This is a genomic window from Clostridium sp. HV4-5-A1G (assembly GCF_900184915.1).
GTDB lineage: Bacteria > Bacillota > Clostridia > Clostridiales > Clostridiaceae > Clostridium_B > Clostridium_B aromativorans.
Genome location: NZ_FXYI02000077.1, coordinates 1 through 15,899 on the forward strand (window position 1 = coordinate 1; position 15,899 = coordinate 15,899).

Annotated in this window: 11 protein-coding genes, 1 pseudogene and 3 riboswitches; of the genes and pseudogenes, 10 read left to right on the top strand and 2 right to left on the bottom strand. The window is 35.2% G+C overall.

Going from position 1 to position 15,899, the window contains the following annotated elements; all coding sequences use genetic code 11:
* Positions 1 to 34: 34 nt before the first annotated feature.
* The 3 genes and pseudogenes from J5G60_RS09740 to J5G60_RS09750 form a co-directional block, all read left to right on the top strand.
* Positions 35 to 415 (top strand): annotated as a pseudogene (locus J5G60_RS09740) (PhzF family phenazine biosynthesis protein); the annotation flags it as partial.
* A gap of 33 nt (positions 416 to 448) precedes the next feature.
* Positions 449 to 546, top strand: a riboswitch (purine riboswitch).
* A gap of 68 nt (positions 547 to 614) precedes the next feature.
* Positions 615 to 2,321: an adenine deaminase gene (gene ade / locus J5G60_RS09745; RefSeq protein WP_150355497.1), complete on the top strand. Its 1,707-nt coding sequence runs from the start codon at positions 615 to 617 to the stop codon at positions 2,319 to 2,321.
* Positions 2,322 to 2,362: 41 nt separating this feature from the next.
* A complete protein-coding gene (locus J5G60_RS09750; protein ID WP_150355498.1) occupies positions 2,363 to 3,970 on the top strand; it encodes a gamma-glutamyltransferase family protein in 1,608 nt (535 codons plus the stop codon).
* 109 nt (positions 3,971 to 4,079) lie between these two features.
* Here J5G60_RS09750 and J5G60_RS09755 read toward each other — a convergent pair whose 3' ends face one another.
* Positions 4,080 to 5,279 carry a M20 family metallopeptidase gene (locus tag J5G60_RS09755; RefSeq protein WP_150355499.1) on the bottom strand — a complete coding sequence of 400 codons (1,200 nt, stop codon included), beginning with the start codon at positions 5,277 to 5,279 and terminating at the stop codon, positions 4,080 to 4,082.
* A gap of 68 nt (positions 5,280 to 5,347) precedes the next feature.
* Positions 5,348 to 5,461: riboswitch (SAM riboswitch) on the bottom strand.
* Between the two features lie 145 nt (positions 5,462 to 5,606).
* Positions 5,607 to 5,708, top strand: a riboswitch (SAM riboswitch).
* A gap of 124 nt (positions 5,709 to 5,832) precedes the next feature.
* Between J5G60_RS09755 and J5G60_RS09760 the strand changes: the two genes are divergently transcribed.
* The 6 genes from J5G60_RS09760 (at position 5,833) to J5G60_RS09785 (ending at position 13,263) form a co-directional block, all read left to right on the top strand.
* A complete protein-coding gene (locus J5G60_RS09760) occupies positions 5,833 to 6,909 on the top strand; it encodes a methionine ABC transporter ATP-binding protein (protein ID WP_150355500.1) in 1,077 nt (358 codons plus the stop codon).
* A 39-nt stretch (positions 6,910 to 6,948) separates the two neighbouring features.
* Positions 6,949 to 7,629 carry a methionine ABC transporter permease gene (locus tag J5G60_RS09765; RefSeq protein WP_150355501.1) on the top strand — a complete coding sequence of 227 codons (681 nt, stop codon included), beginning with the start codon at positions 6,949 to 6,951 and terminating at the stop codon, positions 7,627 to 7,629.
* Positions 7,630 to 7,654: 25 nt separating this feature from the next.
* Positions 7,655 to 8,485: a MetQ/NlpA family ABC transporter substrate-binding protein gene (locus J5G60_RS09770; RefSeq protein WP_150355502.1), complete on the top strand. Its 831-nt coding sequence runs from the start codon at positions 7,655 to 7,657 to the stop codon at positions 8,483 to 8,485.
* A gap of 127 nt (positions 8,486 to 8,612) precedes the next feature.
* The gene (locus J5G60_RS09775) at positions 8,613 to 9,791 is read left to right on the top strand and encodes a trans-sulfuration enzyme family protein (protein ID WP_150355503.1); all 1,179 of its coding nucleotides are present in this window, start codon (positions 8,613 to 8,615) and stop codon (positions 9,789 to 9,791) included.
* Between the two features lie 214 nt (positions 9,792 to 10,005).
* On the top strand, positions 10,006 to 12,378 hold the full coding sequence (locus tag J5G60_RS09780) for a glycyl radical protein (RefSeq protein ID WP_150355504.1): 2,373 nt from the start codon (positions 10,006 to 10,008) through the stop codon (positions 12,376 to 12,378).
* 12 nt (positions 12,379 to 12,390) lie between these two features.
* Positions 12,391 to 13,263: a glycyl-radical enzyme activating protein gene (locus tag J5G60_RS09785; protein ID WP_150355505.1), complete on the top strand. Its 873-nt coding sequence runs from the start codon at positions 12,391 to 12,393 to the stop codon at positions 13,261 to 13,263.
* Positions 13,264 to 13,352: 89 nt separating this feature from the next.
* Here the strand turns inward: J5G60_RS09785 and J5G60_RS09790 are convergent, their stop codons facing one another.
* Positions 13,353 to 15,047 (bottom strand): M3 family oligoendopeptidase, encoded by a 1,695-nt coding sequence (locus J5G60_RS09790; protein ID WP_150355506.1) that lies wholly within the window; start codon positions 15,045 to 15,047, stop codon positions 13,353 to 13,355.
* Positions 15,048 to 15,303: 256 nt separating this feature from the next.
* On the opposite strand from J5G60_RS09790, the gene rlmH reads away from it, so the two are divergent.
* Positions 15,304 to 15,783, top strand: coding sequence for a 23S rRNA (pseudouridine(1915)-N(3))-methyltransferase RlmH (rlmH, locus tag J5G60_RS09795; protein ID WP_150355507.1), 480 nt, complete (start codon positions 15,304 to 15,306; stop codon positions 15,781 to 15,783).
* Positions 15,784 to 15,899 lie beyond the last annotated feature (116 nt).

The following is a 15,899-nucleotide window of genomic DNA, read 5'->3' on the forward strand; positions in this document are numbered from 1 at the left end:
ATTGATAATTGTCTAAATAATAGTATAGTATAATATAAAAACATATTTATCGAGAGACTTGTTTATAGTATTAGAAACAGAAGAGCAGGTTAAAAAATTAACCCCAAATTTTTCTAAGATGGTAAAACTGGATAAGGGGTTAGGAGTTATTGTTACAGCTAAAGGTACAGATGTGGATTTTGTGTCACGTTGTTTTTATCCAAAACTCGGTGTAAATGAAGACCCTGTAACGGGGTCAGCACACAGCAATTTGGTACCATTTTGGTCACGGATATTGAATAAAAGGGTAATGGTAGCTAAGCAGTTATCAGAACGTGGGGGAATATTGTACTGCAAGATGGCTGGAGATAGAGTTAAAATAAGTGGAAGAGCTGTACCTTATATGATAGGAGATATTAATATTATTCAGAATTGACAAAAAATTTTTATATAGTATAATTTAATTAAATAAAAGTTAACATAGGTCACTTATATAAGCTCATAATGAGGTTGAGCGTTTCTACCAGCTACCGTAAATAGTTGATTATAAGTATATTTAGAGATAGGTATATTATAATTATTTTTCGGTAGCTGGTTTTTTTATACCTTTCTCTAAATGAGAAAGGAGAATATTAATGAGAAATAGAGTGAAAAAACAAAGTGCAGCAATGGGAAATGAAAAATCGGATATTGTATTAAAAGGAGGCAATATAGTAAATGTATTTACAGAAGAAATAATTAAAGGCGATGTGGCCATTGTAGAAGATACGGTCGTTGGAATTGGCAAATATAGTGGAGAAAAAGAAATAGATTGTACTGGTGAGTACATTGTACCGGGTTTTATAGATGCCCATATGCATATGGAATCAACCATGGTCATGCCCCTTGAACTGGCAAAAGTGATTCTCAAATGGGGAACTACCACGTTGATTGCTGATCCCCATGAGCTGGTTAATGTAAGAGGTGAGAAGGCGTTGGATTTTTTGTTGGATGCCACGGAGCATATACCTCTTAATATATATATAATGATACCTTCATCGGTACCAGCTACTCAATTCGATACCAATGGAGCAGGTAAATTTCTTGCAAAAGATATGAAAAAATACAGAAATCACCCTAGAGTTCTTGGACTTGGGGAAGTTATGTGTTTTCATGATGCAATAGAGGGTAAAAAGGAGATAATGGATAAAATTATTCTGTTTGAGGATAAGATTATAGATGGACATGCTCCTGAAATAAAGGGGAAAGAAATCCAGTCCTATCGTATGGCAGGCATTGACGATGATCATGAATGTATTACTTTTGAGGAAGCACTTGAAAAGATGAGGTCGGGTTTTCACATTTTAATAAGAGAGGGAAGTGGAGCTAAAAATTTGGAAACCATTGTAAAGGGAATTCTTCATGAGAAACTTCCTTTTGAACAATGCATGTTTTGTACTGATGACAAACAGTTAGACGATATTGAGAAGGAAGGTCACATAAGTTATAATATAAAGAAGGCTATTGAGCTTGGGGTACCACCTATTAAAGCAATTAAAATGGCTACCTATTACCCAGCTGAGTTTTACGGACTTAAAAATCATGGAGCCGTTGCCGCAGGGTATATGGCAGATATCGTGGTTTTGAAGGATTTAAATCAGGTAAAAGTGGATTTTGTTTTAAAATCTGGACATATTATAGACGATAATTATCTATCTCTGTTTAAATATGAAATTAAAGAAAAAGAAATGTTAAATACAGTTATTTTTAAGTCTATTGATGAAGAAAGATTGCTGCTGAAAAGGAAACAGAAAAATCACGTAATAGAAATTGTAAAAAGACAACTGACAACAGAACATCTTTTTGAAAAAATTCCAGGAAAGGGAGATATTTTTGTACCAAATGGGGACTATAATAAACTCTGTGTAATAGAAAGGCATGGAAAGACAAATCATGTATCAGTAGCTCCATTAAAAGGATTTGGAATAGAAAGAGGTGCAATTGCAACTACGGTGTCTCATGATTCCCATAACATTATAGTTGCCGGCGATAATGACGGAGATATAGTTGCTGCAGTTAATTGTTTAAAAAAACTACAGGGCGGATATGTCATTGCCTCAAATGGAAAGATAATTGAAAGTTTGCCTCTTCCAATTGGGGGATTGATGAGTAATCTGCCAAGTGGTGTAGTTCAGAGGAAAGTAAAGACTATGATTGATACTGCCAGGAAAATGGGAGTTCATGATGGAATAGATCCTTTTATTACTTTGTCATTTATGGCACTTCCTGTCATTCCTAAAATCCGACTTACGGATAAGGGCTTATTTGATGTGGAGAAAATTGAAATGATAACAGAAAATTAAGAAGTGCAATTATGCAATTAAATATATTTGGGAGGATAACTATGAGATCTGATAATTTATATAATCCATATAAAACGTCCAGGGCTGTATCCTATGGGAAGAATGGGATGGTAGCTACTTCACAGAATTTTGCAGCAGAGGCTGGGTTTGAGATTCTAAAAAATGGAGGGAATGCTGTAGATGCTGCTGTGGCTGCAGCAGCAGCCTTAACTGTATGCGAACCCACTTCCAATGGAATTGGAGGAGATGCTTTTGCGATAGTTTATTATAAGGGAAAACTCTATGGCTTAAATTCCAGTGGACCCTCACCAGAAAAAATATCTGTGGATATGTTGAGAAGTAAGGGGTATAAACAAATGCCGAGGTTCGGATGGGCACCTGTAAATGTTCCAGGTATTCCTGCTGCATGGTCGGCGCTTTGGAAAAGATTTGGGAAGCTTCCTTTTGAAAAACTTTTAGCACCTGCTGTGGAATATGCAGAAGAAGGTTATCCTGTTACGCCTACTGTAGGGCACCTTTGGGAAAAATCCTACAGAGAATTCAAACATTATTTGAAAGGTGACGAATTTAAATACTGGTTTGAAACTTTCTCACCTAAGGAAAGAGCACCTAGGATAGGAGAAATTGTAACTTTAAGGGATCACGGGAAAACTTTAAAAACTATAGCTGAGACCTTAGGAGAAGCTTTTTACAGGGGAGAACTGGCGGAAAAAATAGATAAATTCTCCAAAGATACTGGTGGATACATAAGAAGAGAGGATCTTGAAAAATTTCAACCGGAGTGGATGGATCCAATAAGTGTAAATTATAGGGGCTATGATGTATATGAAATGCCTCCAAATGGACAGGGAATAACAGCTTTAATGGCACTTAATATACTGAAGGGGTTTGAATTTGGTGAAAAAGACTCAGTGGATACCTGTCACAAGCAGATTGAAGCCATAAAATTGGCTTTTGAAGATTCTTTAAAATATGTTACTGATGCAAAAAAAATGAAAGTCAATATAGGAGACTTATTATCTGAATCTTATGCAGAAGAGAGAAGAAAGCAAATAACAGAAACTGCTTTCATGCCCAAGGTGTATAAAAATATAAACGGTGGAACTGTTTATCTTGCCACTGCAGATGGCGAGGGAAACATGGTATCTTATATACAGAGCAATTATATGGGTTTTGGTTCTGGCTTGGTTGTACCTGGAACGGGAATTGCCCTTCACAATAGGGGAAATAGCTTTTCACTTGATCCAAATCATGTAAATTTCCTGGAACCTGAAAAGAAACCCTACCATACTATAATTCCAGGATTTTTGATGAAAGGTAATAGGCCCATAGGTCCCTTCGGAGTTATGGGAGCATTTATGCAGCCGCAGGGGCATATTCAAGTACTGATGAATTTTATTGACTTTGGGTTGAATCCTCAGGCGGCATTGGATGCACCCAGATGGTTCTGGACCTCAGGTAAAAATGTAAGCCTTGAAAAGCAGTTTTCTTCAAATTTGGCAGAGAATTTGTATGAAAGAGGTCATGATGTAGATTATGAAATTGATACAAGTGTATTTGGCAGGGGACAGATAATATGGAAAAATGAAAATGGAGTTCTATTCGGTGGTACAGATTGGAGAAGTGATGGTACTGTATATTCCTGGTAGGTAATTTTATCCGACCGCTACCATTGCTAAAACTATCAACTCCTTAAAGTTGTAGATAAGTGCCGGCAACCATCGGATAAAGGTTCAGGTGGATACCTGTAAATATTTTTTAGGAATGCTGCCTGCTGAATTCTTCCTTAATTGCATTGAGTTTGTTTTTATCAGTAAGCAGAGTGAGGCCTGTCAGTGCTAGAGCTTTGGCTCCAATTATAAGAGCATTATCTCCTTGTTTTGATATAGCGGCTTCACGGAATTCTGGAGTATGGCCTACTAATTTGTCATCTCCTATTTTTATATGGGGATGTATAGTTGGAACCACATGGCTCACGTTACCCGCGTCTGTAGAACCAAGCCCTTCTGGAATTTTATTTTTTATATGAACTCCCAGTGATTCTAGATTTTCTGCAAACACATCATCAAATTTGTCGTTTATGAGAAAATTATCTATCTTATTCTGGAAAAAACTTATGTTAACCTTAGTTCCTGTGCTCAAAGATGCTCCTCTGGCAATATTTTTAACTTTTTCTGTAACCTGATCGCAGGTATTTCTTTCAGAGGCACGTATGAAAAATTTTGCTCTGGCATAATCCGGAACTATGTTTGGGGCATATCCGCCATCGGTTATTATACCGTGTATTCTCACATCACTGGTTACATGTTGTCTTAGGGCATTTATTCCATTAAATAATTGGATTACTCCATCAAGGGCGTTTATTCCTTTTTCAGGACAAGCTGCTGCATGAGCGGCTTTTCCTATAAATTCAAATTGAATTGGGTCATTGGCCAGAGATTTAACCGTTCTATAGTTCTCATTTCCAGGATGAATCATCATACAGGCGTCTACATCCTTAAATAAATTATGTTTTACAAAGCTCGCTTTTGCACTGCCATTTTCTCCTCCTTCTTCAGCAGGAGTACCAAATACAACAATTTCCCCGCCAGTTTCATCTATAAGCTTTGACAGGGAAATAGCTGCAGCTGTACTTGCCGTGCCTATGATGTTGTGGCCGCAGGCATGTCCTAAATTGGGAAGAGCATCATATTCTGCCAAAAATCCGATAACTGTACTGGAATTTTTATTTGATTTTTTCCTGGCTATAAAAGAAGTAGGATGGCCTGCTGCTGCTTTTTCTATAGAAAATCCTTCCTTTTTCAAGGTATCTATAAGTAATTTGGAAGAAAAAAATTCCTCATTTCCTATCTCAGGATGACTGTGTATTTGGTGGCTTATATTTATATAAGCATTTTTGCTATTTTCGATTCCATTTATTATGTCCTGTTGAAAATCCTTGATATATTTTATGTTCATAATAAAAACCTCCTCTTTTTTGCATAAAAAAATCTTCTTTGAAACAAAGAAGAGATATTTAAATTCTCTTCTTATCTTTCAAGCCTATAAAAATAAACTTGCTGGAATTGGCACAGTATCTTTTAAAAAGATCTGCTGCCGAGGTTTCAAAGGGCCGTTCCCTCCACCTCTCTGGATAAGAATTTTGCATATTAAACTGACTACTAAACATAATAGAGCTTTTAAGTAATTTTGTCAACAAAAATGATTATTAGAAATTACATATTGACATAATAAAAATAAGTTGTATAATTTAGCTTATAAAGTAATTTGAAAAAATTGAATATATCCTTATCAAGAGAAACTGAGGGACTGGCCCTTTGAAGTTTCAGCAACCACATTTGTGTGATGGTGCTAAATCCAGCAGAACGTTGTTCTGAAAGATGAGGAAAGGTATAAAAACCCTTCCGCGGGTTTTTTTTAATGCCGTGTATCCCCTTCTTTTAGGAAGGGGATTTTTTATGAATAAAATTACTGTAAAATTGCAATAGATGATTTTAGAGGAGGGAAAAGTATGATATGGCTAAAAAATATCAACAAGATTTATACAGGTAAAACTAATACAGTGGAAGCCTTAAAAAATGTCAATCTTCACATTAAAGCTGGTGAGATCTTTGGAATCATAGGGTACAGTGGAGCGGGAAAAAGCACTTTAATTCGCTGTATAAATTTATTGGAAAAGCCGACTTCCGGAGAAGTAATCGTAAATGGAAAGAATCTAACTCGTTTATCTCCAAGAGAATTGAGAGAGAGCAGAGAAAAAATTGGAATGATATTTCAAAATTTTAATCTCATGAAAAATAGAACGGTATTTGAGAATGTGGCCTATCCTTTAAAGAGAAAGGGCTTTAGCAAAAATGAGATAGAGAAAAAAGTACTGGATCTTTTAAGACTGGTGGAACTAAATGACAAAATAAAAGTGTATCCTTCACAGCTGAGCGGCGGGCAAAAACAGAGAGTTGGAATTGCCAGGGCACTGGCCAATGATCCTGAAGTGCTTTTATGTGACGAGGCCACATCGGCTCTGGATCCACAGACAACTCAGTCAATTTTAAAACTTTTAAAAGGTATTAATGAAAATTTGAAATTGACTATAGTAGTAATAACTCATCAAATGGAGGTAGTAAAGGAAATATGTCAGAGAGTGGCAGTAATAGATTCTGGTGAAATAGTTGAACAGGGGAATATAATAGATATATTTACAAATCCAAAAGCTCCTATAACCAAAAAATTTATATCTTCACTATTTCATTATGAGAAAATATATGATTTTCTTGAAAAGGGAAGTTCGATGGGTGAACTTAAACAGGTAACTGAAGGAGAAAGTATTGTTAAAATATCCTTTACAGGGCAAAAAACAGGTCAGGCATTTATCTCGAAAATTTCTCGAAAATTTAAAATAGATGCCAGTATACTATTTGGGAATGTAGAAATTATTCAAAATGTACCTATAGGAAATTTGATAGTGAAGTTAAATGGAACGGATGAGAGTATAGATAATTCAATAGCATACCTTGAAGAAAATAGCATACATGTGGAATACGTAGGTATTAAAAATGATAGTGATAAATTAAAAGTTGGAAGTAATTGAATCTAAAATATGAATTTTTAAATTTTTGAAGGTGATAAAATGAATGAATTTTTAGCAAAAATAGCACCAAATTTGGTGAATTTATATCCTGAAATGCTAAAAGCCATATTTGAAACTTTTTATATGGTGGCTGTTTCAGGAATTATATCTACAGTAGCTGGAACAATAATGGGAATTACCCTGGTTGTTACACAAGAAGGAGGTATACTTGAAAATAGAATTGTTAACAGTATACTTGGCAAAATAATAAATATTTTCAGATCTATACCATTTATTATCCTTCTTGCAGCTATAATCCCACTTACAAGACTTTTAGTAGGTACTACCATAGGTACAAGAGGAGCCCTGGTGCCTCTTATATTCGGCTGTACTCCATTTATTGCCAGGCAAATTGAATCTGCGCTGCTTGAAATAGATAAGGGAGTAATTGAAGCGGCGCAATCAATGGGTTCAGGTCCCTTTGGAATAATTTTCAGAGTAATGCTTCTTGAAGGACTGCCGGGAATCATTCATTCTCTTACAATAACAATTATAAGTCTTATTGGATTATCTGCTATGGCAGGTACTGTAGGAGGAGGGGGTCTTGGCGATTTCGCCATACGCTATGGATATCAATATTTCCAGACAGATGTTATGGTAGCTACTATAATTGTGCTCTTGATTATTGTAAATGTCATTCAATTTGTAGGAGATATTTTATCAAAAATAACAACACATTAATTTAAAGATTAGGGAGGTCTTAGTAATGAAAAAAATTTTAGTGTTATTTTTAACACTCGTATTATCTTTAGGGGTTTTGGCAGGCTGTGGTTCTAGTAACAGTGCTGGACAAACTTCTAGCAGTAAAAAGCAGGTGGTTAAGATAGGCATAACCGGTGATGATCATAAGATTTGGGACAAAGTTAAAGAAAATCTGGCAAAGGAAAATATTGATCTGCAGATTGTGAGTTTTTCAGATTACGTACGTCCTAATATGGCACTTTCCGATGGTGAAATTGACTTGAATTCATTTCAACACTATGCTTATCTCAATAAATTTAAAGCACAACACAATCTGAAAATCAGTGCTATAGGTGAGACTGTACTCGCACCGCTTGGAGTATACTCACATAAAATAAAATCCATTAAAGACATTAAAGAAGGTGCAAAAATAGCTATTCCAAATGATCCTACAAATGAGGGCAGAGGATTGAACCTGCTTCAAAGTGCAGGCTTGATAAAATTGAAAGAGGGAGTGGGACTTCTACCAAAACTTCAAGATGTAACTGGAAATCCAAAGAATATTCAATTTGTAGAACTTGTTGCTACCCAAATTCCCAGATCACTTGAAGATGTAGATGCAGCTATAATAAACAGTGGTGTGGCTATAGATGCCAAACTTAATCCAGTTAAGGATTCAATTTATCTAGAGGATGTATCAAATAAAAATGCAAAGCCGTATATAAATGTAATTGCAGCTAGAGATAAAGATAAAAACAATGCCACTTATAAAAAGGTGGTTAAAGCCTATCAGACTGACGAGATAAAACAGCTTATAAAAGACACATATAAAGGATCAGAAATTCCTGTTTTTTAAGTCTGATTAAAATGAAGAGAATATTATTTTATAAAGATATTTACTTGTGTAGAGGATTTAGATAAAATAGATGTTATATAAGTTGTAAGTATAAGAATAATATTAGCAGTATTTGGAGGAGTTTATTATGAATAGAAGTTTTGCTACAAAGCTCATTCACCGTGGAGAACAAAATCCGGAATCCATTTCTAAATCCAAGACTTTGCCTATTTCTATGACTTCTGTATTTGCTTTTGATGATGTGGAAACACTGGATGAAGTCTATGAGGGAAAGGCCAAAGGGTATGTGTATTCCAGAAATGGAAATCCAGTTCATGATGCATTGAAGGAAATAATGTTCAGTATCGATGAAGGAGAGGATGCGCAGGTTTTTTCATCTGGCATGGCAGCTGTTTCCATGTCTATTTTATCTCTGGTAAAGGCAGGAGATCATATAATTGCAGATAATGTACTATACGGTGGAACTTATCAATTTCTTAAGAATGAATTGAGTAAATTCAATATAGATGTTACTTTTGTGAATACTATAAATGATTCCATAGAGAAATATTTCAGACCTAATACAAAATTGGTGTATGTGGAAACTATATCGAATCCGCTTATGGAGGTTGCTGACTTGAGGACAATATCAAATATTGCTCATGTTCATAAAGCCAAATTGATTGTGGACAACACTTTTGCCACTCCTATAGTATGCCAACCAATAAAACTTGGAGCAGATATAGTGGTGTATAGCGCTACAAAATATTTGTGTGGTCACAGTGATGTAACTGGTGGAATTGTGGTTTCAGATAAATATCTTACTCAAAATATAAGAAATATATCTGCACTCTATGGACCTATGATGAGTCCTTTTGATGCATGGCTTCTTATAAGAAGTCTTAGGACTCTGGAAATTAGAATGATTAAGCATTCCCAAAATGCTATGCAATTGGGAGATTTCTTGGAGAAGCACAGTAAAGTGAAAAAAGTTCATTATCCTGGATTGAAATCTTCACCTTCCAACAAAATGGCCAGTAAAAATTTCATCAATGGTTTGTATGGAGGAATGTTGAGCATTGATGTTGTAAATGGTGAAAGGGGAGCTTATGAACTTATAAGGGCACTCGACACTGTGAAATTTGTACCTAGCCTAGCAGGTGTGGCTACATCTGTATCATATCCCGTAAAGACTTCACATAGGGCACTAAATGATGATGAACTGCGTAAAGCAGGTATATCCAAGGGCCTAATACGTATTTCTACAGGTCTTGAAGATGTAGATGATTTGATCTCTGAATTTGACAAGGCTTTAAATAAAATATGAAAACTTGGTAAAATAATTTTTATGAGACTGTTGCACAGATAGTGTAACAGTTTCTCTTTGTTTCTGTAATTTTTATCGTTAAATTAAAGTGTCAGCTTTTAAATAAAAATTGTGTTTATATTTACAAGATCATTGACATGAATATTGTATACAATATATAATATACATATATTATATAGAAATAATTATATGAATTTATTATGGAGGTGTGATGATGAGTGTTACGGATAGAATTGAAGAGCTTAGGCAGGGTTATTTAAACTCAAAGCCATCTATTTGTTATGAAAGAGCAAAAATTTGGACTGAATCTCATGAGAGTACAGAGGGGGAACCATTGTCTATTAGAAGAGCAAAAGCTTTCTTAAAAGCATGTGAAGAGCTCCCTGTAAATATATTTGAGAATGAGCTGATTGTGGGAACAGCGGGAAAATTTAAGAGAACCGGCATACTTACTCCTGAATATTCATGGAAATGGGTTGACAAGGAGATGGATTCCTTTGATAAAAGGCCCCAGGATCCTTATTATATTACAGATAGCCAGAGGCAGTTTGTACGTGATAAAATATTTCCATATTGGAAAGGTAAATCCCTGGAAGAATGTTTCTTAAAAAGAGTACCTAAAGAAACTGCAAAATTACTGATTGATACTGGGATAATCGATACTGATTCAAAATGGAGACAGGCAGTTGGCGAAATTACTCCGGATTACCAGGATATATTATTTGCAAAAGGGTATGGGAAAATTAAGAGTGAAGCTGAAGAGCATTTAAGTGAATTGGAGGAAACCTCCGTGGAAAACATTGATAAAGTGAATTTTTACAGGTCTGTAAAAATTGTGGCTTCTGGAATAATAAAATTTGCAAATCGGTATTCTGATAAAGCAGAAGAGCTTGCAAGAGAAGAAAACAGCCTTGAGAGGAAAAATGAATTGATGGAAATATCAAGAATATGTAAAAAGGTGCCTGAAAATCAACCTGAAACGTTTTATGAAGCAATTCAATTTCTATGGTTTGTGCAATTGGGCTGTATAATTTCTGAGAACCCTCTTTCCCTTAATTTAGGAAGATTTGATCAATATATGTACCCTTATTATGAATCTGATATTAAATCAAATAAAATAACAGAGGAAAAAGCTCAAGAATTAATAGAAGCTCTATGGATTAAGCTATCCGAATGGATATGGACAATATCTTCTAATACAGCTGGTTATTTTGCAGGGTATAATCAATTCCAAAATTTAACGGTTGGTGGCAGAAAAAGAGATGGAAGTGATGCCACAAATGATCTATCATACATGTGCCTTAAGGCAACAGCAAATGTAAAAACCCATCAACCGGGTTTAAGCGTTCGAATTCATTCGGGATGTCCTGAAGAATTTTTAATGGCAGTATGCAAGCTGGTTAAAACGGGAACTGGATTTCCTGCCATTCATAATGATAACGTTGGCTCACAGATGCTTTTGAGGGCGGGGTATGAACCTGAAGATGCGAGGGATTGGAACAATTGCGGCTGTGTAGTACCTCATTTTAGGAAGACAGGGGAATGGACATCAGCGGCAAATATCAATTTTGGGGCAGCACTTGAATATGCATTAAATGAAGGTAAAAGTAGATTGACTCATGAATCTATGGGGCTCAGCGAAAAAAATGCATCTGAATTTGATACTTATGAAGAGGTGAAAAACGCCTTTTTGAAACAGCTTGCAAATTTAATAAAACATACTGTTATTGGAACGGTAATAGCGCAACAGCTCCACACAGAGCTAGTTCCAAGGCCATTTTTGTCAACCTGTGTGGATGGATGTATGGATAAAGGTAGAGATTTGAGCAAAGGCGGTGCCAAGTACAATATAGGGCCTGTTTTAACAGGAATAGGTTTGGGAGTTGTATCAAATTCTCTAGCTGTAATAAAAAAGTTGGTTTTTGAAGAAGATATTACTACTCTTGAGGAGCTAAACAAAGCAATGGATGCGGATTGGAATGGATATGAAGAGTTGCGGAAGAAAGCACTGTCAGTTCCAAAATACGGAAATGACAATGAATATGTAGACTCCATTGCAGTGGAAATTTCTGATTTTTATTATAGAGAAGTTACAAAGTACAAAGATATTTTTGGTTCTAAATTCAATTCGGCATTTATGGGTATTTCCAATTATATACCTACAGGCAGAGTAATAGGAGCGACGCCCTGCGGCAGAAAGGCAGGAACACCTTTGTCAGAGGGAGTATCGCCATTTACGGGAAGCGATACGAACACGCTGCTTGCTGCAATGAAATCAGCAGCAAAGGTCAATCATGATGTACACACAGGGGGTACACTTTTGAATTTGAGATTGTCACCTGAATTTTTAAAGTCGGATAGGGGACTTAGAAATTTAGAGGCTATAATCAGAGCATATTTTTCATTGGGAGGATTTCATGTACAATTTAATACCGTGTCTAACGAAATATTGCGTAAGGCTCAGGAATCACCTGAAGATTATAAGGATCTGTTAGTTCGTGTTGCAGGTTATAGTACTCAATTTGTGAATTTGTCAAAAGAAGTTCAGGATGCAATTATCGCAAGAACAGTACATGAAAGTATGTAGAATATGAGTGGTATGAGTGAAAAAGGATATGTATCCCAGATACAAAATTTTTCAGTAAATGATGGAAATGGAATACGTACAACTATATTTTTATCAGGATGCCCGTTGAGATGTAAATGGTGCTGTAATCCAGAAACATGGACAGTTAAGCCTAAACTTGCAGTATTTAAGGAAAAATGTGTTAAATGCGGAAAATGTATTGAAGTGTGTCCTACAAAGCAAAAAAATTGTGTGACCTGCGGCAGATGTGTTAATGTATGCTCGTATGGTGCAAGAAAAATTGTTGGAAGGTACATGTCTGTTAAAGAAGTTATGGATCAAATAAGAAAAAATATGGTTTTTTTCAGGGAATCGAATGGAGGAATAACTTTTTCAGGAGGTGAAGCAACATTTCAGCAGAATTTTTTGAGAGCTCTTGTAGATGAAAGCTATAGTATTGGAATTGATATGGCTATTGAGACCAGTGGATATTTTATATGGGATGAAGTGAAAGATATATTTGAAAAGCTTGATTTTATATTTGTAGATATAAAAAATATGGATGAAAAGGAACATATAGAATTAACTGGTGTAAGTAATAAGTTGATTTTAGAAAATATTAAAAGAATAGGAAAATTAAAAAAGGAAACAGTAGTCAGAATTCCTCTTGTCGCTGGAATAAATGACAAAGAAGAAAATATTACGGCTGCAGCTGAATATGTAAAGAAATATGTACCTAATGGGAAAATAGAAATTTTACCCTATCATAATTTAGGAGAAGGTAAATATGAAACTATAGGGTTGGGAAGATTCAAAAATGAATTTGTCACGCCGGGATCTGATGAAGTTGATAGTGTAAAGCAATTGATCTGCAGCACGGGGGTTGAACTGGCGGATTATAGATAATATAGAAGTTACTTTAATAGGATTATTTCGATTATTTGAGACAATCCTATTAATTTTGTAACCTCATATCATTTTAAATTATTTTTAAATTACAGTTTTTTGTCATCTATTAAATTGAACCATTCATTTATAGGTTTCATAATTGAACTTATACATCCATTTTCGAAAGGAGATTTAAGGTTAGCCAATTTTACCAATTCCAAAAAGGATTTTGTGCCTCCCACCTTGCATATTTTTATATAATCATTCCAGGCATATTTTCTATTGTCCATGGCTTTCTTCCAGAATTGAAGGGCGCATATCTGTGCCAGTGTATAATCTATATAGTAAAAAGGTACATTGAATATATGGGACTGCTGGAACCACCAGCATCCTTTTTCAAGAAAATCACATCCGGTATAATTTTTATGAGGGAGATATTTCTTTTCTATATTTCTCCAGGCTTTTTTCCTATCAGAAGGAGAGACCTCAGGATTTTCATAAACATAATGCTGGAATTCATCCACCGTAACACCATAGGGAATAAATTTTACAGCGCTTTCAAGGTGGGCAAATCTGTATTTATCTGCATCTTCTTTAAAGAACAGATTCATCCAGGGCCAGGTGAAAAACTCCATGCTCATTGAATGTATTTCGCAGCTTTCGTAGGTTGGAAAAATACATTCTGGAATGTCAATCCATCGGGACAGATAAGTCTGAAAGGCATGCCCAGCCTCGTGAGTCAAGACATCTACATCCCCTGAGGTTCCGTTGAAATTTGAAAATATGAAAGGTGCTTTGTAATCTGGTATATAAGTACAGTATCCACCACCAGCCTTACCTTCTTTGGTTATAAGATCCAAAAGTTCTTTTTCCAGCATGAAGTTAAAGAATTTCCCGGTTTCGTCAGATAGCTCAGAATACATTTTACGGGCATTTTTCACTATCCATTTTGAAGTTCCCTTTGGCCTGGCGTTTCCAGTGGCAAACTCAAAGTTTTCATCATAATAAGTAAGATTGTCAAGGTCAAGCCTTTTTCTCTGTCTTTCATAGAGTTCTGAAGCAGCGGGTACGAGGTATTTTTCCACCTGTTTTCTGAAATTGGCTACCATCTGTGGATTATAGTCACTTCTTTTCATCCTTATATAACCTAGCTCCACAAAGTTTTTGAAACCCAGTTTTTTGGCAATTTTATCTCTTATTTTCACCAGATCATCATATATTTTATCAATTTCATCTTCATGATCTGTAAAAAATTTGTACTTGGCATCAGAAGCATTTTTTCTCACTTCTCTGTCCTTGTCCTGCATAAAAGGCGTTAACTCAGAAAGGTTTCTGGTTTCACCCATGAAGGGAATTTTTGCAGAAGCCAGCAATTTGGTATATTGTGATGACAGTGCATTTTCAAGTTGTAAGTCCTCTATTACTTTAGGGGAAAATGCTTTTAGGGAAAATTCAGCCAAAGTGAAAAATTGTCTGCCAAGTTTCTCTTCCAGTTCTTTTCTGAATTTTGAGTGAATCAGCTCTTTGTAAAATGTAAAGTCAAGTTCATTATACAGCGGTGAGTATTTGTCCCAGTAATTTTGCTCCTCGTCATAGTGTTTATCTTTTGTATTTATACTGTGCCTTATTTCAGCTAGAGTTCCCATAGTCTGAAGGTGGTTTCTAATGTGATTTATACGATTTATGCAGTCAAGTTGTTTTTCAAAACTGTTAGAGATTTTCAGTTCACGTATAAGAGAATCAATTGATGCTTTAACTTTCTCATAGTCAGGTCTTTCATATTTAAATTCACTGAATTTCATTTAAATAAACCTCCAATACAAATTGAGTTCATTAACATTATAGTATATGTGATTGAATTTTGAAAATAGATAATTTGATGTTTGGAATCAAATCTGATAAAATATAAATAATATAATGAAAGGTAATATCTTAACACTGCAGCTGCAGTGTATTGTTTTGTATACTTGTTTTTTTGTCTATCTTTCCAGTTTTAGTAGAGGAGAGATTTTTTTATGTTTGTTTTGAAAGTTAACAATTTGAAAAGTGGAGGACGATATGAACATTACAATAATTTCTGTGGGAAAATTAAAGGAAAAATATTTGAAGGATGCGGTTTTTGAGTATTCCAAAAGGCTTTCCAGGTACTGCAAGCTGAATATCATTGAAGTCATGGATGAGAAAATTCCGGATGGAGCTTCAGAAAAAGAGGAGGACATGATAAGGGAAAAGGAAGGCAAAAAGATATTGAAATATTTAAAGGAAGGCAGTTATGTAATAGCTCTTGACTTAAAGGGAAGTATGATGTCCTCGGTGGAGTTTGCCTATAAAGTTCAGCAGCTTGCCCTGGAGGGAAACAGCAGCATAATTTTTATAATTGGAGGTTCTCTGGGTATTTCTGAGGAAATTTTACAGAAATCAAATTGTAAATTGTGTTTTTCTCAAATGACTTTTCCACATCAGCTTTTCAGGGTAATGCTTCTGGAGCAGATTTACAGAGCTTTTAAGATACTGAAGGGAGAACCTTACCACAAATGACAGAGGTTTTTTGTGGTAAAGGGTTGATGTGAGAGGGTTAAAGAGATATGTTTAAAATAATATGAATGAAAATTTTTATAAAAATATGATTTTAAATCATAAAATGTGTTATAATA

Excerpts from the sequence above, each read along its gene's own strand:
- ade (WP_150355497.1), top strand. The coding sequence starts at position 615 with ATGAGAAATAGAGTGAAAAAACAAAGTGCAGCAATGGGAAATGAAAAA.
- J5G60_RS09750 (WP_150355498.1), top strand. The coding sequence starts at position 2,363 with ATGAGATCTGATAATTTATATAATCCATATAAAACGTCCAGGGCTGTA.
- J5G60_RS09755 (WP_150355499.1), bottom strand. The coding sequence starts at position 5,279 with ATGAACATAAAATATATCAAGGATTTTCAACAGGACATAATAAATGGA.
- J5G60_RS09760 (WP_150355500.1), top strand. The coding sequence starts at position 5,833 with ATGATATGGCTAAAAAATATCAACAAGATTTATACAGGTAAAACTAAT.
- J5G60_RS09765 (WP_150355501.1), top strand. The coding sequence starts at position 6,949 with ATGAATGAATTTTTAGCAAAAATAGCACCAAATTTGGTGAATTTATAT.
- J5G60_RS09770 (WP_150355502.1), top strand. The coding sequence starts at position 7,655 with ATGAAAAAAATTTTAGTGTTATTTTTAACACTCGTATTATCTTTAGGG.
- J5G60_RS09775 (WP_150355503.1), top strand. The coding sequence starts at position 8,613 with ATGAATAGAAGTTTTGCTACAAAGCTCATTCACCGTGGAGAACAAAAT.
- J5G60_RS09780 (WP_150355504.1), top strand. The coding sequence starts at position 10,006 with ATGAGTGTTACGGATAGAATTGAAGAGCTTAGGCAGGGTTATTTAAAC.
- J5G60_RS09785 (WP_150355505.1), top strand. The coding sequence starts at position 12,391 with ATGAGTGAAAAAGGATATGTATCCCAGATACAAAATTTTTCAGTAAAT.
- J5G60_RS09790 (WP_150355506.1), bottom strand. The coding sequence starts at position 15,047 with ATGAAATTCAGTGAATTTAAATATGAAAGACCTGACTATGAGAAAGTT.
- rlmH (WP_150355507.1), top strand. The coding sequence starts at position 15,304 with ATGAACATTACAATAATTTCTGTGGGAAAATTAAAGGAAAAATATTTG.